The organism is Streptomyces tatrensis, assembly GCF_049310065.1.
GTDB lineage: Bacteria > Actinomycetota > Actinomycetes > Streptomycetales > Streptomycetaceae > Streptomyces.
The window spans coordinates 475,474-497,988 of record NZ_JBMDLB010000007.1; the positions used below are offsets into that span (position 1 = coordinate 475,474).

At 76.2% G+C, this 22,515-nt stretch carries 10 protein-coding genes; all 10 read right to left on the minus strand.

Features of this window, described 5'->3' with window-relative positions:
* The 10 genes from ACODT5_RS05895 to ACODT5_RS05940 all read right to left on the minus strand — a co-directional run bounded on the left by ACODT5_RS05895 (window position 1) and on the right by ACODT5_RS05940 (window position 21,866).
* Window positions 1-1,269, minus strand: coding sequence for an MFS transporter (locus ACODT5_RS05895; protein ID WP_422518122.1), 1,269 nt, complete (start codon window positions 1,267-1,269; stop codon window positions 1-3).
* An 11-nt stretch (window positions 1,270-1,280) separates the two neighbouring features.
* Window positions 1,281-2,591: an alkaline phosphatase family protein gene (locus ACODT5_RS05900; protein WP_422518123.1), complete on the minus strand. Its 1,311-nt coding sequence runs from the start codon at window positions 2,589-2,591 to the stop codon at window positions 1,281-1,283.
* A gap of 53 nt (window positions 2,592-2,644) precedes the next feature.
* Window positions 2,645-3,676 (minus strand): galactokinase, encoded by a 1,032-nt coding sequence (locus ACODT5_RS05905; protein WP_422518124.1) that lies wholly within the window; start codon window positions 3,674-3,676, stop codon window positions 2,645-2,647.
* The gene (locus ACODT5_RS05910; protein ID WP_422518125.1) at window positions 3,673-5,733 is read right to left on the minus strand and encodes a class I SAM-dependent methyltransferase; all 2,061 of its coding nucleotides are present in this window, start codon (window positions 5,731-5,733) and stop codon (window positions 3,673-3,675) included. Before ACODT5_RS05910 ends, ACODT5_RS05905 begins: the two co-directional genes overlap by 4 nt.
* Window positions 5,730-6,905: a glycosyltransferase gene (locus ACODT5_RS05915; protein WP_422518126.1), complete on the minus strand. Its 1,176-nt coding sequence runs from the start codon at window positions 6,903-6,905 to the stop codon at window positions 5,730-5,732. Before ACODT5_RS05915 ends, ACODT5_RS05910 begins: the two co-directional genes overlap by 4 nt.
* The gene (locus ACODT5_RS05920; RefSeq protein WP_422518127.1) at window positions 6,902-7,858 is read right to left on the minus strand and encodes an alpha/beta fold hydrolase; all 957 of its coding nucleotides are present in this window, start codon (window positions 7,856-7,858) and stop codon (window positions 6,902-6,904) included. Before ACODT5_RS05920 ends, ACODT5_RS05915 begins: the two co-directional genes overlap by 4 nt.
* Window positions 7,859-7,865: 7 nt before the next feature.
* Window positions 7,866-8,192: an acyl carrier protein gene (locus ACODT5_RS05925; RefSeq protein ID WP_385376288.1), complete on the minus strand. Its 327-nt coding sequence runs from the start codon at window positions 8,190-8,192 to the stop codon at window positions 7,866-7,868.
* On the minus strand, window positions 8,182-12,939 hold the full coding sequence (locus ACODT5_RS05930; protein WP_422518128.1) for a beta-ketoacyl synthase N-terminal-like domain-containing protein: 4,758 nt from the start codon (window positions 12,937-12,939) through the stop codon (window positions 8,182-8,184). The genes ACODT5_RS05925 and ACODT5_RS05930 overlap by 11 nt, the downstream gene beginning before the upstream one ends.
* Complete coding sequence (locus tag ACODT5_RS05935; RefSeq protein ID WP_422518129.1) at window positions 12,932-14,704, minus strand: SDR family NAD(P)-dependent oxidoreductase; 1,773 nt, start codon at window positions 14,702-14,704, stop codon at window positions 12,932-12,934. The genes ACODT5_RS05930 and ACODT5_RS05935 overlap by 8 nt, the downstream gene beginning before the upstream one ends.
* 385 nt (window positions 14,705-15,089) lie before the next feature.
* On the minus strand, window positions 15,090-21,866 hold the full coding sequence (locus ACODT5_RS05940; RefSeq protein ID WP_422518130.1) for a beta-ketoacyl synthase N-terminal-like domain-containing protein: 6,777 nt from the start codon (window positions 21,864-21,866) through the stop codon (window positions 15,090-15,092).
* Window positions 21,867-22,515 lie beyond the last annotated feature (649 nt).

Consider the following 22,515-nt stretch of genomic DNA (forward strand, 5'->3'; position numbering starts at 1 on the left):
TCACGCCCCGGGGGATTCCTCCCCCGGGGCGGGGCCGCTACCCGCGAAGGCGGAGCCGGCCAGGGTCGTGGCGGTCAGGGCCAGCAGCAGTCCGCCGGCCGCCACGGCCAGCGCCGGGCCCGGTCCCCACAGGGTCCAGGCGGCCCCGAAGAGCAGGGAGCCGGCGAAGCGTGCCAGGGCCTGCGCCGTCTGGAGCACCGCCAGCCCGGTGGTGCGCAGCCCGGGGGGCAGCAGCGGCCCGGCGGCGGCCATCAGTACCCCGTCGGTGGCCGCGTAGAACAGGCCGAGCAGGCCGAGGACCCCGCACACGAGCGCGGGCCCGGACGGTACCGGGGCCAGGAGCAGGAGGCAGGCGCCGAGCAGCAGCAGGTGGCCGCCGAGGAAGACCCGGTGGCGGCCCAGCCGGTCGGCGAGCCGGCCCACGGGCACGGCGGCCAGCAGGAACACGGCCGCGGTGGCGACCGCAAGCAGCGGGAACCAGGCGGCCGGCAGGTCCAGGCGCCGCTGGAGCAGCAGGTAGAGGAAGCCGTCCCCGACGGTGAACAGGCCGAGTGCGGCGGCGGTCAGGCAGAGCCGCCGCAGGCCCGGAATCCGCAGGAGGGTGCGGGCCGCGGGCGTGCCGGCCGCCGGTACGGGCGCGGGGCTCTCCCGTACGAACAGGACCAGGATCAGGACGCCCAGCAGCGCGAGGCAGCAGCTCACGGTGAAGACGGCCCCGTACCCGTCCACCGCCACCCACAGCACGCCGAACGCGGCCAGCGGTCCCAGCAGGGCCCCGGCCGTGTCCAGCGCGCGGTGCACGCCGAAGGCGCGGCCCTGCTCCCCCGGCGGGCAGGACAGTGAGATCAGCGCATCGCGCGGGGCGGTGCGCAGCCCCTTGCCGGTCCGGTCGGCGGCGAGGACCGCCGCCACCGACCAGGGGGTGGTGACCGCGAGCAGCGCCGCCTTGCAGACGGCGGAGATCGCGTAGCCGGTGCCGGCGACGAGCTTGCGGCGCTGGGTGCGGTCCGAGACCCGTCCGCCCACGAGGCGCAGCAGCGCGGTGGCGCCCTGGTTGAGCCCGTCCAGGGCGCCGAAGGCGAGCGGTGACATCCCGAGTCCGGCCACCAGGTACAGCGGCAGGACGGCGGTGACCATCTCCGCGGAGACATCCGTGACCAGGCTGACCATGCCGAGGGCGAGCACCGTGCCGGGGACGGCCCGCAGGGGGCCCTTCGGAGCCGGAGGGTCTGCGGCGATGTCCGCCGCACGGCTGGTCGACAGGTACACGGGTGCCTCCTTCAGAACCAGGTGAGGGTGAGGGGGAAGGTGGTGGTGGCGGTTGTCGGGGTGGTGTCGGTGGCGGTGATGGTGATCTGGATGGTTCCGGTGGCCCAGGGTTTGCCGGTGATGCGGCCGGTGGTGGTGTCGAGGGTCAGGCCCCAGGGGAGTGCGGTGGCGGTGTAGCGGACGGGGGGCTTTCCGCCCGTGGTGGTGAGCTGGATGGTGCAGTTCTGGTTGAACTTGCAGGCTTGCGGGCCGGGGTTGACCAGCTTCAGCTCGGCCGAGGTCGGAGTCGGGGTCGGGGTGGGCGTGGGAGTCGGTGTGGGTGTCGGGGTCGGGGTCGAGGTGGGCGTCGGGGTCGGGGTCGGGGTGGTCGAGCCGAACACCTCGCTGATCGGCTGGACGTTGGCGGCGTTCCCGGCGTGCGTCGCCGTGCCGAACAGGTCCTCGAAGGTGCGCAGCAGGTGGTGGTGGTTGAAGGGGGTGGAGTACGTGCCCGTCTTGACGTTCGCCCCGTAGAAGACGGTGGCGATCTGGTTGGAGCCCAGGAAGTTGTCCTCGTCCCAGGTCAGCACCAGCAGGCTGTTGTTGGCCTTCGCCCACTGCGCGTAGGCGTCGATGTTGTTCTTCGTCCAGGTGTCGCCCGTGCCGACCGAGCAGGAGTGCATGTCGTTGCACTGGTTGGGGACGATGAACGAGAGGTTCGGCAGCGCCGCGAAGTTGTTCTGGGGGAACTGCGCCCAGGTCTTGCCGGTGTTCAGCGGCACGTTCTTGAAGGCGAACCACGGGTTGTGCTTCTGGGCGTACTGGCCGTTGGTGCAGGCCGTGGAGCCCTCGCTCGGCAGGTCCTCGTTGTACGTCGCGAAGGTCTTGCCGGCCGCGATCAGCTCCTGGCCGAGGTTGGGCGCGGTCATCGACTGCGGGGTGTAGCAGCCGTCCCCGGTGATGCCCTGGGTGGCGCCGGAGAAGAGGTTGAAGTAGTTCGGCTGGCTGGGGTGGGTCAGCGCCTTCATGGCGGTGAGGCTGGCGCCGCCGCTCGCGAGCTGGTTGATGTACGGGGCGTTGGCGCTGCCCATGATCTCGCCGTACTGCTTGTTCTCGTACACGACGACGACCACGTGGTCGTACGCGGGCAGCGCGGCCGCGGCCGAAGGTGCCGCGGAACCGCTTTCGGCGGCCTGGGAGTTGGCGATGGTGAAGGCGCCCAGCAGGCCGAGGGCGCCGATGCCGGCGATCAGGGCGGACGTGTGGAACCGGTGTCTCGGGCGAGCCTTCGCGTCGCGAGCGGTCGCGCTCGCGCTCGGTGTGGTCGGGGGGCGTAGCGGCATGGGTGGTTCCTCCTCGTGATGAGTGGTGTGGTGCTCGGGGTGAGGGGCCGGCGTCACGCCTCGCGGCGGGCCGCGCCGGCCACGCTGATGTTCAGGAACCGGGGCACGGGCAGCCCCCGGTCGCGGAAGTCCTCGGCGACCGCGGCCCGGACCGCCGCCAGCCGGGCCTCGGGCAGCAGGACCAGGACGCTCCGCCCCGGCCGCTGCCCGGGCGGCCAGGCGCTCAGGGCCCCGGCCCGGCGGGCGCACCCGACGGCCCGGGCCAGGTCGGCCGTACGGTCCTGCGTGCCGTCGGGGTCAGGCCGCAGGGCCAGCAGCACCAGGCGGGCCCCCGAGGCGGCCGGGTCGAAGACCACGTACCGCTGTCGTTGGCGCCGGGGTTCCGGCCGGGGCGGGCCCTGGCCGAGCAGGAGGGCCCTGCCCGGCCGGGCGAAGAGGCCGCCCCGGCGCAGGGCGTCGTCGCCGTCCGGCAGCGCCTGCGCCATCAGCCGGGCCAGCCGCACCCGGTCCGGGTCCTCGCCGGCCGGTGTGTGGACGTCGGCCACCGCGAGGACGACCGCGCAGTCGGCGGCCTCCTCCGTGGCCAGCCCGGCGGCCGCGGTGAGGGAGCCCTGTACGTGCAGGTCGGTGCCGCCCCTGCCGTACCCGGCCCGGGCCAGGGCACGCAGCAGTGCGTACGGGCGGGCGGCCCAGGCCGGGATGGCGGGCGGCGGCCCGGACAGGGTCAGCGGGAGGTCGCAGCTGTCCGCCGGGTGGGCCAGGGAGCTGAGCCGTACGAGGCCGTCGGAGCGCGGGGCCGCTGCGGCGGCCACCGGCCAGCCGGCCGCCGCGACGAGGCCCGGGGAGCCCAGGTGGAAGGTGTAGGGGGCGCTCCAGACGGCGGCCGGGGGGCGGCCGTGCGCGGACTCCAGGGCGTAGGCGACCAGGCGGAAGAGCGGGTCGGCGGTGGCCCGGCGGGCGAGGTCGCCTCCGGTGAGCGCCTCGGGGCTCGGGGCGGTGGCGGCGGTGGCGGGGGCGATGAGGTTGGTGCCGGCCGGGACGGTGGCGGCGGGGACCGGGCCGGTCTGCGCGCCGGGGCCCGTCACTGCTCGTCCTTGCGGGCCAGCATCCGGTAGGCGTTGCCGCCGTCCGTGCGGCGGGCGGCGGCGGTGCGCAGCCCGTCGAGCACCGCCGCGGCGGCGAAGCAGGGCAGCGAGGCCAGGCGTACGGCGCCGGTCAGGACGCGTCGGCCCGTGGTGGCCGGGGGTCCCCAGGGGCGGTCCGGGTCGGGGGCCAGCCGGGTCGCGGTCAGGGCCACCGCGCCGAAGAAGTCGTTGCCCTGGTGGGCCGGTCCGTGTTCCTCGGCGAGGACGGTGAAGCCCCGGTCGGCCAGTGCCTCGCGCAGGTTCGAGGAGGGGATCAGGTGCTGGTGCTGCGGCTGGAACCAGGGCAGCCAGGCCGGGCCGAGCAGCCGGGCCATCCGCGATTCGGGGTCGGGGAGTTCGATGGTGAGGTAGCCGCCGGGGGCGAGGACGGCCGCGGCCGTGTCCAGTTCCGTGAGCGGGTCCCGGGTGTGCTCCAGGTAGTGGTACATGCTGACCACCTCGTACTGGCCCGCCAGCTTGACCGCGAACTCCGGGAACTGGCCCTGGTATCCCGTCTCCACCCAGCCGCGCCGCTCGGCCTCGCGGACACCGTCGCCCATGTCCAGCCCGTCGAAGCGGGTGTCGGGCCAGACGGCGCGGGCCGCGTTGCAGAAGTGGCCGTGTCCGGTGCCGACATCGAGCCAGGACACGGGATCGGTGTGCGGGCGGAGCATTTCGGCCCGGCCGTGGTAGGCGGCGCCGAGCCGGCCGAAGACGGTGGCCGCGCCCTCGCCGCCGCGGCCGTCGTAAAAGTCGCGGTAGTAGAACTCCAGCCCCTCCGGGGAGAGTCGGGGGTTCTGGAAGACGTGCCCGCAGGCTGCGCACTGGTCCAGGGTGAACCGGCCGGGCTTGCCCTGGAGCAGGTCCGGCACCCGGACCCGGACGGACAGCTGCCCGGAGCCGCACCAGGGGCAGTCCGGTCGGCGCGGTTCGAAGAACCGGTCGGTCCCGGCGGCCAGATCGGCCCGGTACGCCTGGACCACCTCGGCGCGGGCGGCCTCCGCCCGGGCTGACTCGGCCTGGGCTGGCTTGAGCCGGGCCGGCTTGAGCCGGGCTGGCTTGAGCCGGGCCGGCTTGGCCTGGGCTGTCTCGCCTCCGGCGGCGTCCTGCTCCGCGTCCCGCGCGGCGGCCGGGCCGTTCGCCGACACGGCGGCCCCGGGTCGGGGCGTACGGGTCGACGCGGCGGCCGTGCGCAGGGCCGCGCCGAGGGAGCGTACGGGCCGGGCGGCCGTGGCCCGGGCCAGGTCTCCGGGGCGCAGGGGTGCGCCGGGGCGGCCGAGGGCGAGGTAGGGCTGGATCCAGTACAGCCCCGCCGCGGCGGCCCCCCACCGGCCCTGGCGCACGGCGACCCCGGCCAGCAGGGCCAGCCCGGCGAGCTGCGCGGCGGCCAGCGCCCCCGGCGGCAGCCCCTGGGCGCGCAGTTCGGCCGCCCGCGCCGGTCCTCGGGCGCCGGATCGCGGTCCGCAGCTCAGGGCGGGTGCGATGGCCAGTCCCGTGGCGTCGGCGGCGAACTCCTTCACGCGCCGGATCACCGCCATGAGCTCCGCGGGAGTCGCGTCCGGGCCCGCCGGGTCCACCCCGGCGCGGGCGAGCACTTCCTCGGCGACGAGCACGGCGAACCCGGCCCCGCGCCCCTCGCCGAGCCGGTCCTGCCGATAGCCGGCCGGGTCGACCAGGCGCAGCAGGCTGAGCACCCGCTCGGCGGGCAGGTCCCCGGGCAGCAGGTCCAGTACCCGCAGCCCCTCCCGGTCGGCGTGCGCGCAGGCGGCCAGGAAGGTGGCCGCGTCGGCCTCGACCCCGCCGGCGGTGAGCAGCCGCCACCCGGCGGCGCGCGGTACCCCGGCGTCCGCGTACGCGGCCATGGGCAGAACCGGGACCGCCCGCAGCCGGCGGGCCGCGCGCACCGTGCCCGCGCCGAGGGCGGCGAGCAGGAGGGCGGAGGTCCACCGGAAGCCCGGCAGGACGAGGGCCACGGAGAGGGCGGTCCGGGCGGGGGAAGGGAGCGGGGAGCGCGTCATACGAGTTCCTCCAACCGGTCGGCCGCGGCGGCGGCCCCGCCGGCCGCGGCGAATGAGGCCTGGATCCGCCGGGCGCCCCGGCGGTGGCCGGGTTCGTCCAGCACGGCCGTCAGCGCGTCGCGCAGTTCCTCGGCCCTGGTCCTGGCGAATCGCACCCGCACCCCGGCCCCGGCCTCGACGACCTGCCGGGCGACGATCGGCTGGTCGTCGCGGATCGGGGCGACGACCAGCGGCAGCCCGTGCGCGAGGGTCTCGCAGACGGTGTTGTGGCCGCCGTGGCAGACGACCGCGTCCAGGTGGCGGAGCAGCTCCAGCTGCGGGACGCTGTCGCGCAGCAGTACGTTCCCGGGGACCGCGCCGACCAGCCGGGCGGGGGCCGCCAGAACCAACTGGACTTCCTTGTCGAGCCGTTCGGCGGCGCCGAGCACCGCGCCGTAGAACCGGCCCCCGGCCTCCTGGTTGAGGGTTCCCAGGGAGACGAGGACCCGTTTCCGCTCCGGATCCAGTCGCTCCCAGGGGAATCCGGGCGCGGACGGCCGGGCCCCGAAGGCCGGGCCCACGAAGGCGTAGTGCGGCGGGAACCTCGTGTCCCCTCCGACCAGTTCACGGCTGGAGAACACCAGGACCAGCCGCTCCGAGAACCGCGGATCCCACGGCGCTCCGGCCGGCTCCGGACCGGCTCCGCACTCCGCCAGCAGTCCGGAGATCTGCGCGGCCACCCACTCGCCGACCTTCGGGAAGTCCGCGAAGGGGAGGGTGAGTTCGGCCGAGGTGCTGGCGGAGGTCACCCAGGGCACCCCGAGCCGCCGCGCGGCCACCGGGCCGGCCAGGGCCTGCTGATCGGCTACGAGCACGTCCGGCTGGAAGGCGCCGACCGCCCGGACCACGCCGGGGAGCATCGCCCGGGCCAGGGGGACCAGCGCCTCCTCCCAGAGGAACCGCAGCGCCCCGACCCCGCGCAGATCGCGCCAGCGGGCGTGCAGCATCGCATAGTCGCCGCCCGCCTCCGCGCCTGCGGAGAGGATCCGGGCGTGCTCGGGCAGCAGCCGGGCCAGCGCCCCGGGCGGGCCGGTCCAGGCGACCTCGTGACCGCGGGAGGCCAGTTCGATGCCGACCGCCACGGTCGGGTTGACGTGCCCCGCGAGCGGCGGCACCGCGAAGAGCACCCTCATCGGACCAGCGCTCCTGCCCGCGGCCGCACCGTCGGTGCCGGTGCCGGTGCCGGTGCCGGTGCCGGTGCCGGCGTCGCCGTCGGTGGCGGGGCCGGCGTCGCCGTCGACGGCGCGGTGAGTACCCCCGCCGTGGCCGTGGCCGCGGCCGTGGCCTCGATGTGGGCGAGTACGGCCGCTCGAAGCGCTCCGCTGTTCTCCTTCAGCACGTCGTGTCCGAGGCCCGGCAGGATCTCGACCGCGGTGACGTGCGGAGCGTGGCCGGCCAACTCCATTGCTCCCGGTACCAGTTCGGAGTGCTCGCCGCAGACGATCAGGACGGGGCAGCGCAGTCCGGCGTAGTCGCCCGGGGTGAAGGTGCGGCTCGCGGCGATGTCGTCGATGAGGGTGGTGCGGTTGAGCAGGTCGTCGGCGATGGCCGTGAGGTTGGCCGCCTTGCGCAGCCTCAGGGTGAGCAGCTCGGCGGGTACCGCGCTGTCCTCCAGGCTGAGGGCCGCCGCCGACAGGGTGTCCACCATGTTGTCCACCCAGGCACCGCTGAGCGGGGGTTCGAGCAGGGTGAGCCCGGTGACCAGGTCGGGCCGGGCGAGGGCGGCGTGCAGTGCCAGGGTGCCGCCGTAGCTGTTGCCCACGAGGTGCACCGGGCGGTGCCCGAGGCCGAGCGCGCCGAGCAGGGCGAAGAGGTCCCGTACGGCGGTGCGGCTGTCGTAGCCGGTGGCCGGGCGCTCGGTACGGCCGTGGCCGCGCAGATCGTAGAGGACCACCTCGTGCCCGGCCCGGGCCACCGGGACGGCCAGGGGGCAGTAGAAGGAGGAGAGGTTGTCGACGACCAGCCCGTGCAGGAAGACGACGACGGGGCGGTCGGCGGCGTCGGGGCCGGGGCCGGCCGCGTTCGGGGCGGTGGCCGGGAGTTGCTGGACGTGGAAGCGGACGGTGCCCGCGGGAACGAAGGCCATGGCGGGATCAGCCGTCCGATCCGGGTGCGGCGGCGGATCCCGCCGAGGCTCGGGCGAGGGACGCGTGGGTGATCCGGCCGATGTGCGTGACGAGTTCGCCCACGGACATGGCGAGGATGCCGTCCATGTCCTTCTCGGACAGGAAGCCCATCAGGTCGACTTGGGAGCCGTAGCGGTGGTGGAGGAGTTCGGCGAGCGCGACGAACTCGATGCTCTCCAGGGCGAGGTCCTCGTTGAACGTCGTCTTCATCGTGACCTCGTCCGCGAGGAGGTGTTCGTCACCGACGATCTCCACGAGCATGCCGGTGATCTCGGCGAGGATGTCAGCTGCCATGACTGGTCTCCGTGAGGTGGAAGGGGGCGGGGGACGGAGTCGCGGGCCGGTCGGTCCAGGCGACCGCGTGGTCGGGGTGAGCGAGCGGCGCGTCCGCGAGCGCGAGCAGGGTGGTGCGGACGGGGTACGGGTGCCCGTCCGGGCCGTGCACCCGCAGCTCGCCGGAGCCCGGGTCGCCGGTGGTCCGCCAGTCGCGCGGGCGGCCTCCGAGTCCGGTGCCGGCGGCCTTGGCGGCCGCCTCCTTGGCGCACCACAGGGCGGTGAGCGCGGCCGGGAGTCCGGTGCCCTCCTGGGCCGCCATCCGCTCGGCGAGGGCGAGTTCGCCCGGCGCCAGGGCGATGCGGATGAGCGCGTCCGGGTCGGTGGTCACCTGTTCCACGTCGATGCCGACCGGCAGGCCGGGGTGGGCGAGCGCGACGGCGATCCGGTCCTTGTGGGCGATCGTCAGGTGGACTCCCCCGGCCAGGGCTCCCCCGGCGAGGGGCCGCCCGGCCGGGTCGTTGCCGATCGGCACCTCGGCCGGGAAGACCGGCCCGGCCCCGCCGTCCCAGAGCAGGTGGCGCAGCGCGTCCTTGGCGGCGATCCGGCCCAGCAGCCAGGGCGCCCGGGCGCGCGGCCCCAGCCGCTCGTAGGCAGCGCGCTCGGCGGCGCCGAGGTAGCGGCGCATGACCAGTTCCTGTGAGGCGGGGTCGGTCCAGCGGCGGCGGGCCAGGCACCAGCCCTCGGGGCGGGGTTCGCCGATGCCGCAGACCTCCGGGGTGAACTTCATCGGCCAGACCCGCTCGTCGGCGCCGAACCGGCGGTACGTCCAGCCGTCGATCCGGGCCCAAACCCGGCCGTCGGCCCGGAGCAGCTCGAGGTCGCCGCGCACGGTGACGTCGCGCACCTCGCGGATCCGGGCCGTGGCCCCGACGAGCTCGTACGGGGCGGGCGGCGGCCCCGAGAAGCGGATGGCGTCCACGGTGGCCGGGAACACCAGCCGGTCCACGGGAAGCCGCAACTGCATCCAGTGCCCGAAGAGCTGCCCGGCGGCGTCGAGCAGCGCCCCCGGATCGGGCAGTGCCCGCAGTACGCCCCGGATGCCGTCCGTGCCGACGGCCCGCACCTCGTGCACCCCGGCGAAGCGGGGGCCGTGGAACATCCACCGGTCCCGGTAGAGGGCCTCGGCGCTGACGGGGGCCGGCTGCGGCTCGCGCAGCGGGGTGGGATCGGGGCCGGGCAGGGCCTCGTAGCGCTCTCCGAGCAGGACGAACACGTCGGCGTACTCCCCGAGCGTGACGCGCACCCGGCCCTGCCCGGCGGGCCGTACGGTGACCTCCAGGTCGAGGGCCGGCTCCACGGGGAGCCAGCGCAGGGCCCGTACGCGCTCGTAGCCGATGACGGCCAGACCCGGTGGTGCGTCGCGCAGCGCGGCCTCGGCCGCCAGCTCCAGCATCGTCGTCATGGGGACGACGGGGAAGCGGTCGGAGTCCTCCGGCCATCCGTCGGGCTGCAGGTAGACGCAGTGGTCCCGTACGTAGGGCAGCGTGTCGAGGGAGAGGCGCAGGGCGTGGGTCGCGGGCCGGGGCCCGGCCTGTCCTTCGGCGGGGGTCGCGTCCAGGGTGGAGAGCAGGACCGGCCGGGGGTCCGCGGGCTGCGGGGTGGGGATGGCCGGTGGGGTGGGAGTGGTCGGGGTGGCGGGAGTGGCCGCTGAGGTGGCGGGAGTGGCCGCTGAGGTGGCGGGAGTGGCCGCTGAGGTGGCGGGAGTGGCGGCCTGTGGCAGGAGGCCGGTCAGGGTGGCACGTGCGGCCTCGCCGAGGCGGACCAGCGGCGAGCCGAGGTCCAGGAGCACGCCGCGCCCGGACTCCGGTGCTGCCGGTCGCGCTTCCGGTCGTGCTGCCAGTGGTCCGGCAGGTCCGGCGGCGGCGCGGTCCGAGTCTCCTCCCGTCCCGTCGGGGAACAGGCGGTCCCAGCGCGGGGCGTGCCCCTCGGTCCACAGGGCCGCGCAGGTGCGCCGCAGGGCGGCGAGGCCGGTGAGCCTGGGCGAGGAGGCCGCCACCGAGAAGTGGGGGCGGTCGCGCAGGGTGTCCTCGACGAAGCCCGGCAGGCTGCCCGGGCCCAGTGTGACAAAGCCCCGGATGCCCGCGTCCTCGTACAGCCGCAGCGTCAGCTCGCGGAACCGGACCGGTTCCAGCAGATGGCGGACCACCAGTTCGCGCACCGCTTCGGGCTCCGGGGGGAACGGCGCGCAGGTGGTCGCCGACCAGAGGGGCAAGGTCCCGGGCTGGAGCGGCAGTCGGGCGAAGGCGGCGCGGACCTGGCCGAGGTAGGGCTCCCACATGGGCGTGTGGAAGCCGGACCGGAAGGGGAGTTCCTGACCGAGGACGCCCTCGGCCTTCAACCGTTCGAGGGCGGTGGCCACTTCGGCGGGAGCCCCGCAGACGACCGACTGGTGCGGGCAGTTGTCGTGGCTGACCACCACCCCGTCCAGTCCGTGCAGCGCGGCCTCCGCCCGCCGGGTCCCGCATCCCAGCGCCGCGTAGACCAGGTCTGGCACCTTGACCGAACCGGGTCGCAGCGAGTCCAGGAAGGTGTCGGCCGCGTCCTGCCGGTACATCCCGGCGGACACCATCGCCGCCCACTCCCCCAGGCTGTGGCCCGCCAGGACATCGGCCTGGATGCCGAGTTCGGGCAGTACCCGGGCGAGGAAGCGGCCCGTCGCGATGGCGTCCAGGGCCCGCTCCGTCAGTTCCTCGCCCCGGGTCAACCGGGGCCGCTCCAGCCCCAGCCGGTCCGCCACGTCGTCCAGCGCCGGGGCGAACTCGGGCTCCAGACCCGGGAACAGGAACGCCAGCCGGCCGCCCAGCGGCTCGGGCGTGAACCACACCTCCCCGCGCCCCCGCCAAGCCCGGCCGCGCGCCACCACCTTCGCGGCGAGCGCGAGCCGTTGGGGCGTGGGACCCACGACGGCGAGCCGGCAGGGCCCGTCGCCGCCGGACACCGGGGAGCCGGACGCCAGCCGGGCCGACAGCTCCGCCGCGTCGGAGGCCGCCAGCAGCAGCACCTCCTCCCGCTCGGGCGCCCCCACCGGCGCGGCCGGGCCGCCCAGGGGCAGGAACCGGCGTACGGGCGCTGCCGGCCGCGCGGGCGCCGCCCGGCCCGAGGGTGCGGTGCGGCGCACGGCGCCGGGAGCCTCCTCCAGCACCACGTGCGCGTTGATCCCGCCGAAGCCGAAGGCGTTCACCCCGGCCCGGCGCGGCGCCGGCCCGCGTTCCCACGGCCGGGCCGCCGTCACCGGCCGCATCCTGGTCCGGGCCAGGCCGGGGTGCGGCTCCTCCAGGTGCAGGGTCGGCGGCAGCACCCCCTCGTGCACCGCGAGTGCGGCCTTGATCAACCCGGCCATGCCGGAGGCCTGCATCGTGTGGCCGAGCATGGACTTCACCGAGCCGAAGCCGATCGCGCTTCCGGTGCCGAGGCCGGCGCCGAAGTCTGTGTCGGGGTCTGCGTCGAGGTCTACGTCGATGCGGGGCCCGCCGCCCGCGTACGGACCGAACACCTGCGCCAGTGTGTCCAGTTCGGCCGTGTCCCCCACCGGGGTCCCGGTGCCGTGCGCCTCCAGCAGCCCCAGCGCACCCGGCGCCCGTGGATCGAGACCCGCCTCCCGCCAGGCCCGTTCCAGCGCCCTGACCTGGCCCGCGACGAGCGGGCTCATCAGGCTGGCCGCCCTGCCGTCCCCGGCCACGCCGGTGCCGCGGATCACCGCGTAGATCCGGTCGCCGTCCCGCTCGGCGTCGGCCAGCCGCTTCAGCAGCACCACTCCGGTGCCCTCGGACAGCAGGGTTCCGTCGGCGCGCCGGTCGAAGGGCCGGATCCGCTCGCTGGGGCTCAGGGCGCGCAGCTGCGTGAACACGCTCCACAGGGTGGCGATGTGGCAGTGGTGCACGGCTCCGGCGATCACCGCGTCGCAGCGCCCGCCGGCCAGCAGTCCCACCGCCTGGTCGACCGCCAGCAGGGAGGAGGCGCAGGCCGCGTCCAGGGTGTAGGCCGGTCCGTGGAAGTCGAGCCGGTTGGCCGTCCGGGCGGCCGTGAAGCTCGGTACGAGTCCGATCGAGGCGTCGGGCCGTTCGGGCCCCAGCGCCTCCTGGAAGGCGGAGCGCACCGCGGCGATCCGCCGCTCGCCGAGCTCGGGCGCGAGCTCCCGCAGGGTCTGCGCCAACTGGTGGGCGGTGCGCACCCGTTGGTCGAGCCGGGCGGTGGCCACGCCCATGAAGCCGCCGCGCCCCAGCACGATCCCGATCCGCGAGCGGTCGGCCGGCAGGCGGCTTTCTCCGCCCGCGTCGGCGATGGCCTCGGCCGTGGCGTGCAGGGCCAGCATCTGGTCCGGTTCGGCCCCTTCCACGGTGGCCGGCATGATGCCGAACCTCGTCGGGTCGAAGGCGGCGAGCCCGTCCACGAAGCCTCCGCGCCGGCAGTAGAACCGGTCGCCGGAGACCGGTCCGGTGGCGCCGCCCGGGTCGTAGTACACCTCGGGGTCCCACCGCCCGGGCGGGACGTCGCCTATGCAGTCCGTGCCGGCCAGGAGGTTGCGGCGGTACGCGGCGAGGTCCGCGGCGCCCGGGAACACGGCGCCCATCCCGACGATCGCCGCATCGGTGGGCCGCGGGCCGCGGTGATGCCTCCGCTGACCGGAGCCCTGGCTATGGCCCTGGCCCTGGCTCTGACTCCACTCCTGGCCCTGGCCCTGGCCCTGTCGACGGCGGTCAGCCACGCCGCTCACTCCCCTCGTGCCCGTCCGCCGCCATCAGGACCACCTGTACGTCGGTCCCGTGCGCGAGTTCGGCGAGGAAGGCGGCGCCGCCTGCCTCCGGGTCGATGAGCGGAATGCCACGACGGGAGTACGCGCGCGCCAGTTCGGGGCTGACCATGCCGCCCGCCTCGGCGGCCCAGGGGCCCCAGTCGAGGGACAGCACCCGGCCCGGGAAGTCCTCCGCCCAGATGTGCGCGAGGCCGTCGAGTGCGTCGTTTGCGGCGGCGTAGTCGGTCTGCCCACGGTTTCCGTACACGCCCGCGACGCTGCCGAACAGGGCGAGGAAGCGGGGGGCCGGCGCCGCGCCGTGCTCGGCCGCGGCGGCGGCGAGGTGGCGCGCGCCGGTCACCTTCGTGGTGAACACCTCGGCGAAGGCGGCCGGTTGCTTGTCCCGGAGCAGTCCGTCGTTCAGGGTTCCGGCTCCGTGCACGATCCCGTCCAGTCGGCCGTGACGGGCCCGTACGGTGGCCACGACGCCCCGTACCGCCTGCTCGTCCGTGACGTCCGCGCAGTGGTAGCCGACGGACGCGGCCACGCTCGCGAGGGCCGCCAGGGTGGCCCGTACCTCGCGCTCGGCAAGGATCCGCGAGGCCGCGGCCTCGATCTCCGCGGGGGTGCGCAGGCCGGTGGCGATCAGTGCGGCGCGCAGGGCGACCCGGTCGGTGGCGTGCCCGAACTCATCCGCCTCGGCTGCTGGTTGAGGCGTACGCCCCATCAGCTCTACGTGGCATCCGGTGGCGCGGGCCAGCGCCAGGGCGGTCCGGGCGGTGATCCCGCGGGCCCCGCCGGTGAGCAGGACCACCGAGCCGGCATCGAGGGGCGGCGTCCCGTCGCCGGGGGCGAGCGGTGCGGGTACCGGTTGGGGGGTGACCCGTAGGCCGTCGGCGGTGTAGGAGACGGAGGCGGGGGCCGCCACGGGCGTGGTGGCGCCGGCCGGGTCGGCCGGCTCGGCCGGTTCGCGGCTCAGCTCGGCGAGGAGCTGCGCCGCGATCCGCTCCGGGGCCTCCTTGGAGTGGACTTCCACGGCGCGGATCAGCCTGCCCGGGTATTCGAGGGAGGCGCTGCGGGCGAATCCGTGCATTCCCGCTCCGGCGGACTCGCCGCGGACGGTGACCAGCAGGAGCCGGTGCACACCGCCGGTCAGGGCCCGTTGCAGCCCGGGAAAGACCTCGGGCAGGACGGGCGCCGTTCCCGGGCGGAGGGCGGACAGGTCGAGGACGGCGTCGAACCCGGCGTCCGCCTCGGCCAGTTGCGTGACGTCCGCCCCGTGGGCCCGCAGGGCTCCGGTGACCGCGGGCACGACGCCCCGACCGTCGCCGACCTCCCCTACGACCCCGATCCGCAGACCCCGCAGGACTTCCGGGTCGCCGGGCGCGGGCGGCAGCGCGTGCAGCTCCACCCGGAGCCGGCCGAGCGCGGGCGGGGCCGCTGACGCCGATGCCGGCGCGGCCTCCGCTTCGACAGCCGGCGGCTCGGGGTGGGCGGTGTGGCCGGAGACCCAGTCCACGATGCCGCGCAGGGTCTTGATCCGGGACAGCTCCTCGATCGCGGACTCGGCGGAGCCGCCCGCGTCCTGGGGCAGACCGATCCGGTCGGCCAGGGCTCCGATGATCTCGACCCGCTTGATGGAGTCGATGGACAGGTCCGCCTCCAGGTCCAGCTCGGGAGCGAGCATGTCGCGCGGGTACCCGGTCCGGGTGTGGACGATCTCCACGATCACGTCCATCACCTCCTCGGCGGACCGCGGCCCCCCACCCGCCGCGCCCCCACTGCTGCCGGCACCCCCACGACCGTCACCCCCGGGCAGACCGCCCCCCGAGACCCCGCCGCCGGGCATCCCCGAGCCCGGGGTCACGCCGCCGGCCGTGCCTGTGCCCGAGACCCCGCTGCCGGGCATCCCGGCGCCCGGCGTCACGCCTGCGGCCGTCCCGTTGCCCAAGGCGACACCGCTGGTCATCCCGCTGCCCGAGGCGACACCGCCGGACACCCCCGAACCGGAGGCCGCACCACCCGGCATCCCGCCCCCGTGGGCCGCACCCCCAGGCATCCCGCCCGCGTGGCTCCCGGTACCCACGCCCGCCCCGCCGGGCATCCCCGAACCCGGGACCGCGCTACCGGGTGCCCCAACCCCCGAGGCAACGCCGCCGGGCGACCCGGAACCCGCGGCGAAGCCGCCCGGCATCCCGCCCCCGTGGGCAGCCCCCCCGGGGATCCCCGCATCCACGCCCGCACCGCCGGGCATCCCCGAACCCGGGCCTGCACTGCCGGGCACCCCAACCCCCGAGCCAACCCTGCCGGGCGACCCGGAACCCGCGGCGAAGCCGCCCCGGCATCCCGGAGCCCGGGGCAGCGCCGCCGACCATCCCGGAACGCGGGGACGAACCGTCGACCGTCCCGGAACCCGGGGCCAGACCGTCGAACTCCGGCCCACCCGGAGCCGTCTGCCACGGTCCAGTTGCTGCGACGCCCGAGGCCGCGCCCCCGGCCTGCGCGGCGGACCAGGAGGCGTCGGCGCCTCCCATCAGGCCCGCACCGTCAGCCCGGGACTCGGGCCGCGCGGAGGGAGAGGCGGCGTCCCCGAACATCCCCGGGGTCGCTCCCGAGCCGCCAGGCAGCCCGGCGCCCGGGGCCACACCGGCAGTGCCGGTCCGCCACGGGCCGAAGTCCCCGACACCGGGCTCCGCGCCCACCGGGGCCGCGCCATGAGCAGCGGGCCAGCCGCCATCGGCACCCCCGGGCCGGCTTCGGCCGTCCGGCCGGGGGTCGGACCAGAAGGCAGCCGGAACCGCGTTCTGGAGCATCCCCGGGACGCCCCCCGCACCCTGCGGGGCCGCCAACCCCTGTCCCAGGTCCCGGCCCTGGGCCGCCCCCACATCCTCCGGGCCCGTGGGGCCATGAGTGGCACCGGCAGCGGAGGGCGAAATCGCGAGGGCCTGGCCGGTGCCGGAGGTGTACCGGGGCAGAGCCGGATCCACGGCGCTCCAGAGGGGCTGTGCCACCGTGGAAGCCAGGTAACCGATCATGACGTCCCGCTGCGCCTGGACCAGTTCGCGCGAACCGCGCAGGTACTCCAGCACCGCCTCCTCCCGGCGGTCCGCCGGAGCAGGCGCCGTGTGCTCGGCCGTGTGGCCGGTGCGGGCCCCCGGCCAGGTGGTCGGGCCCGCCGGCGGCTGAAGGCCTGCCCCGGAACCGCCGTTCGCGGCCCAGACGAGCCTGCCGTCCGCACCCCCCACGGCCGGACCGACCACCGGCCCACCGCTCCCGGGGAGGAACGGCGCCCCCGCGGCCGCCGGAACCCCGGCCCAACCGGTGCGCCCGTCCGCGTACCCGCCCACCGGACCGGACCCTCCGCCCGGGCCACCCCCACCCGGCAACCGCTGTCCTCCCCCGGCAGGAACGCCGCTCCCCGGCTCCGCGAGGCCGGCGCCCGAACCGGCCGCACCGAAGCCCGCGTCCGCGCCCTGCGACCAGGGACCGCCCTCTACGGGCCCCCCACCCCCCGGCCCCGCGAAGGGAGCCTCGACGCGCCCCGCGATCGCAGCGCCCGCCGGGTCGAAGCCCCCACCCGGACCCCCCACACCCGGACCCCCGCCCGGCAGCCAAGGCCCGGCCCCGCCGGGTGCTGCGCCGTGCCCGTTGCTCGCGAAGCGGCCGTTCTCGCGACCGTCCGCCGGGGTCGCCTCCCGGGCGGAGCCCCAGTCCGATCCGGCCCCGGCAGGACCGGCGGTCGGTAGCCAATGCCCGCCCCCGGCAGGGGCCGGCAGGATCACCGGGCTGCCGTTCGCGTGGGGCCCCACCTCCGCGGAACTCCCCACCTGGCCGGTCCCGTTCTTCGGCTGCGCCATCTGCTGGGCTCCCTTTCCTTCGGATACCGCGACGTGGACCCGGCGGGCCGGGCGGAGGCCGCCGGGGACGGGGTTGCCGTCCCGGGTGCGGACCAGGTGGCCGTCCACCAGCCAGCCCGGGCGGCGCGGAGCGCGCTCGGGGAGCCGGGAGGTGCGGCCTCGGAACAGGGCTTCCGGCGCCACCGGCACGCCCGCCGCTGCCAGTTCGGCCAGGGCCGTGACCAGGCGGAGCAGCCCGTGCTCACCGGGTACGTCCAGCGGGACCACCGTGTGCGGCCGGTCGCCCAGGATGCGGCCGACCAGGCCGGACAGGACGCGGCCCGGCCCGGCCTCCACGAAGGTCCGTACTCCGGCCGCGTACATGCGCTCCACCTGCTCCACGAACCGGACCGGCTCGGCGACCTGACGGGCCACCAGGTCCCGTACCGCATCGGCGGTCACCGGGTACGGGCCGGCCGTCGTGTTCGACCAGACCGGGACGGCGGCGTCGGCCAGTTCGGTCCCGGCGAGCTCCTCGGCCAGGGCCGTGGCCGCCCCCGCCACGACCTCGCTGTGGAACGCGCAGGCCACGGGGAGCGGGGTGGCCGACAAGCCAGCCTCCCGCAGGGCTGCCACCGCCTCGGTGACGGCGGCGGACGGACCCGAAATCACGCACTGACGGGGTGCGTTGTGGTTCGCGATCACACACCCGGCCCGCTCGGCGATCTCCCGCACCTGCTCCGGCGCGGCGGTCACCGCCGCCATCGACCCCGGGTCCGCCCCGGCGGCCGCGAGGATGGCCCCGGCCCGGCGCGCACTCAGCCGCAGCAGGCTCTCCTGGTCCCACACCCCGGCCGCCCACAGTGCGGTGAGCTCGCCGTACGAGTGCCCGGCCACGCAGTCCGGCCGTACGCCCAGCTCCCCCAGCAGCAGGTGCGCCGCCGAGCCCGCCAGCCCGAGGGCCGGCTGGGCCACCCTCGTGTCGGTGACCGCGGCCCGCTGGGCGGTCCGCCCCTGCGCGGTGAAGGCCGCCGGGGGGAACATCGCGGAGACCACCGCGCTCGGCGCCGTGTCCAACAGCCCCCGGAGCGACGGGAAGGCGGTGAACAACTCACCCAACATGCCGGGGCGTTGACTGCCCTGACCGGGGAAGAGGAAGGCCACCTGTCCGGGCTCCGCCGATTCCTCCCGTACGTGCACCCCCGCACCGGGGGTGAAGGCCCGCGCCAGTTCCAGCCGGGCCGCCAGCTCGTCCAGGTCGGCGGCCACCACCGCGACCCGTACCGCGCCCGCCCCGGCCGCGGCCTCGGCGGCGAGGTCCCGCAGCGCCCACGGACGCCCGGCCGCGTCGTTCTCCTCCAGCCTGGCCGCCAGCCGGGCCATCGCCCGGCCCGCCGCGCGCCGGTCCCCGCCGCGGAAGCAGAACAGTTCGGCCGGCCATTCCTCCAGCCCGTGCCGGGGCTCCTCGGCTCCCGCGTAACCGGTCAGCACCGCGTGGTAGTTGGTGCCGCCGAAACCGAAGGCGCTCACCCCGGCGATCCGCCGTTCGGCGGGCACCGCCCACGGCCGGGTACCGGTGTCGAAGGAGAACGGACTGGTCTGCGCGTTCCAGGCCGGGACCGGAGCGTCGAGGTGCAGGGTCGGCGGCCGTACGCCCGAGTGGACCGCACGGACCGCCTTGATCAGCCCGGCAAGCCCGGCCGCACACTTGGTGTGCCCGATCTGCGATTTCACCGAGCCCAGCGCGCAGGCTCCGGGCGCGGCACCCGCCTCGGTGAACAGGGATGTCAGTACGGCCAGTTCGGTGGAGTCGCCGACGACGGTGCCGGTGCCGTGCGCCTCGATGAGGCCGACCTCGGCGGGGTTGATCCCGGCTCGTGCGTAGGCACGGTCCAGGGCCCTGCGCTGCCCCTCCGGCCGGGGTGCGGTCAGGCCGAGGGAGCGTCCGTCGCTGGCGGCTCCGACCGCCTTGATCACGGCGTACACGCGGTCGCCGTCCCGTTCGGCATCGGCGAGCCGCTTCAGCACGAGCGCCCCCACCCCCTCCCCGAGGGCGATCCCGTCGGCGGCCGAGTCGAAGGGCCGGCAGCGGCCGGCCGGGGACAGTGCGCGGACGGAGGAGAACAGCAGGTAGTCGTTGATGCTGTTGTGGACGTCGGCGCCTCCGCACAGCACCATGTCGCTGTCCTTGTCCCGCAGTTGGCGGCAGGCGAGGTCGAGCGCCGCCAGCGAGGAGGCGCACGCGGCGTCGACCGTGCAGTTCGCGCCGCCGAGGTCCAGCCGGTTGGCGACCCGGCCCGCGATGACGTTGGCGAGCACACCGGGGAAGGAGTCCTCGGTGAGCCGCGGGAGCTGTTCGTCCAGCTCGGGCGGGATCGCGCCCAGGTAGCCGGGGTACAGCGCGCGCAGCCCGTACGCGCCCGCCAGCTCGGTGCCGGCCTCCGCGCCGAACACCACCGAGGTCCGCGACCGGTCGAACTCCCGGTCCTTGCCGTACCCGGCGTCCGCCAGGGCCCGTGCGGAGATCTCCAGGGCGAGCAGCTGCACCGGCTCGATCCCGGCGAGCGAGGCCGGCGGGATGCCGTGCGCGAGGGCGTCGAAGGGCATCGGGCCGAGGAAGCCGCCCCAGCGGGACGGGGTGCGTTCACCGGCCCGCGCCGGGTCGGGGTCGAAGTGGAGCGCCGGGTCCCAGCGTTCGGCCGGGACCTCGGTCACTGCGTCGCTCCCGTCCAGGATCCGGGCCCAGTAGGCGGCGAGGTCCGGGGCGCCGGGGTAGGCGCAGGCCATCCCGACGACGGCGACGTCCAGCGGCTCGGGCCGCGCGGCGGCGTCGCCGTCCGTCCCTTCCGTCGTATCGCCTTCGGAATCCGGACCCGCGATCTCCTCAGCCCGCTGCCGGAGCAACTCGGTGGCCCCCTGGGTGACTTCGGCGTGCAGGGCGGAGATCGTGGTGGTCCCGGAGCGCAGGGTGGCGGCCTGGCCGAGCATGAACAGCCCCTCGGAGTCCTGCTGTTCCTCGCCGACGGGCTCGAGTCCGGAGCCGTCGGCCCCGCGCCGCAGGCCCTTGCTGGCGATCCGGAGCCGGCCCAGGTTGAGTCGCTCCAGCTCCTCCCACACCTCGCGCGGTTCGGCGCCGCCTTCCGCGAGCCGCCGGCGGGTGGCCTCGAAGGTGTCCACGTACGGGGTGACCGCGCAGCGGGTGGCGTGTCCGGGCGCGGTGTGCAGCAGTACGGTGTCCGCGCACTCCAGCGCGGCGCGCTGGAAGCGGGGCAGGACCGCGCCCGCGGCCACCGCCTCCTCGGTGAACAGGTACGCGGTGCCCATGAGCACCCCGACGCGCGCACCTCGTTCGGCCAGTGGCGCCGCCGCGGCGGCGGCCATCGCGGCGGAGCGCGCGTCGTGGATCCCACCCGCGAACAGCACGTCCAGCGAGGCGGGTTCGGGACAGGAGAGCAGCAGCTCGATCTGCTCCTCCCACAGCGGGAAGGAGGCACGCGGCCCGACGTGGCCCCCGCATTCCAGTCCCTCGAACACGAACCGCCGTGCCCCGTCGGCGAGATAGCGCTCCAGCAGGCCCGGCGAGGGCACGTGAAGATGGGTCCGGGTCCCGGCGGCTTCCAGCGGGGCCGCCTGTCCCGGGGTGCCGCCCGCGATGATCGCGTACGGCGGGCTCACCTCGGCGACGGCCGCGAGCTGCTCGGCCCGCAGCTCTGCCGGGGCGAAGCCGAGCATCCCCACGCCCCAGGGCCGTTCCCCGAGCCGTTCGGCGGTGTCGGCGAGGAGCCGGCGCACCTGCGGGCCCTCCATGACCGCGAGCGCCAGGTAGGGGACCCCGCCCCCGGCGGCGACCGCTTCGGCGAAGGCCGCCTGGTCGCTGACCCGGGTCATCGGCCCCTGCGCCACCGGGAGCGGTCGCCCGGGGCCGTGGCCGCCCCCCAGCGGCCGGGCCCGTACGACGGCCTCCAGATGTCCCGCGACGGCCGATCGGATGCCTCGGAGGATGCCTCCGGTCGTCCGGTAGCGGGCGGCCAGCCGGGCCGCCGAGGCCCCGTCCTGCCCGACCGGGAGCAGTTGTGTCCGCAGGTCCCGGGCGCCCAGCAGGGTGGCGACCGGCCCCTGCGGCGGGGTCAGGTCGGGGCGCGCGTACACCCGGTGGCCCCGCACCAGCCTGGTCTCGGAGCCGTCCATGGCCCGTACTGCCGCGGCCACTTCGGCAGGCAGTCCGGCCTCCCCCTCGGGCGTGAGGGCCAGTTGTACGTCGAACAGCACTCCGGCGGCTCCGCCGGCGACGGCCGCGGCCGCGGTGTGCGGCCCGATCCCGCCGTGGGCCCGTACCGGCAGCCCCGACCCGGCTTCGGAGAGCAGCTGTTGGAGGAGCACGAAGGTGGTGGTCCCGCCCACCCGGCCGCCCGCCTCGTGCCCCTTGGCCACGAGCGCTTCCGCCCCCGCGGCCACCGCCGCCGCGGCCTCTGCCGGATCGGTGACCTCTGCCCACACCCGGGGCCGCCCGGCGGCGGCCGCCCAGCCGGCCACCCCGTCCGGGGTGTGGCCCGCCGGGTCGGCGAGCAGCACGGTGTCCACCTCGGCCGGCAGCTCCCCGGGCCCGATCGGGCAGCCCGCGGGCACCCGTACCCCGTAGCGGCCGGCTCCGAGGCGGCGGGCGATCTCGGCCATGCCGCGCCGCGCGGCCCCGGCGTCCCGGCCGAGGTCGAGCAGACCCAGGGCGCCGGCGCGCTCGGCGGCGATGACGATCCGCGGGTTGGGCTCCTCGAACGGGCTGACGGCAACGACGAGATCACGCCCGCCGACGCGGAGCCCCCCGGCCCGCCCCCCGGAGCCCGCCGGCCCGGCCTGCGCAGAGCCTGACTCCCCGGCCTGCGCGGAAGCCGACTCCCCGGTCTCCGCGGAGCCCGACGGCCCGATCCGCTTGGAAGCCGACGGCTCGGCCCGCCCGGAGCCCGACGGCCCGGTCTCGGAAGCCGACCGCCCCGCCTGCACGGCGCCCGACTCCCCGGCCCGCCCGGAGCCCAACTCCCCGGTCTCCGCGGAGCCCGACGGCCTCATCCGCTTGGAAGCCGACGGCTCGGCCCGCCCGGACCCCGACAGCCCGGTCCGCCCGGAAGACGACCGCCCCGCCTGCGCGGCGCCCGACTCGTCGGTCCCCTCGGAGCCCGACGGCCCGGCCTGCGCGGAGCCCGCCGGCTCGGTCCGCTCCCCAAGTGGCGCAGGCTTCTCCCCCGATCGGCCGGCCGGCTCGGATCGCCCGGCCGGCTCGGATCGCGCGGGTCGCGCGGGCTCTGCGGGCTCTGCGGGCTCTGCGGGCTCTGCGGGCTCTGCGGGCTGTGCGGGCCGACCGGATCGCGGGGGCCGCGGGGTGCCTGCCGGCCGGGCAGGGCGCGGAGTGGGCAGGGGCTGCTGGGGCCGCTGGGGCGGAAGTGCACGCGAGGGCTGGGGGGACGGCTCGGGCTGGGGGGACACGGACGCTCCTCTTCCAGTGCTGTGTGACATGGCGCAGTGCGGGACGGAAGACCGGGGAAGGCGTGGGAGAAAGGCGGCGGACGAGACGCCCTCCCGCCGGGGATTCGAGGTGGGAGGCGTGCGAAACGGCCGGTCGGCGAGGCGGGGCAGGGTTGAGCGGTGGTCAAATTCCCTGCTGCCGGGATGCATCGTGCGGTGACGGCCCTGCACTGTCAACGGCCATCCGGAGCCGTTC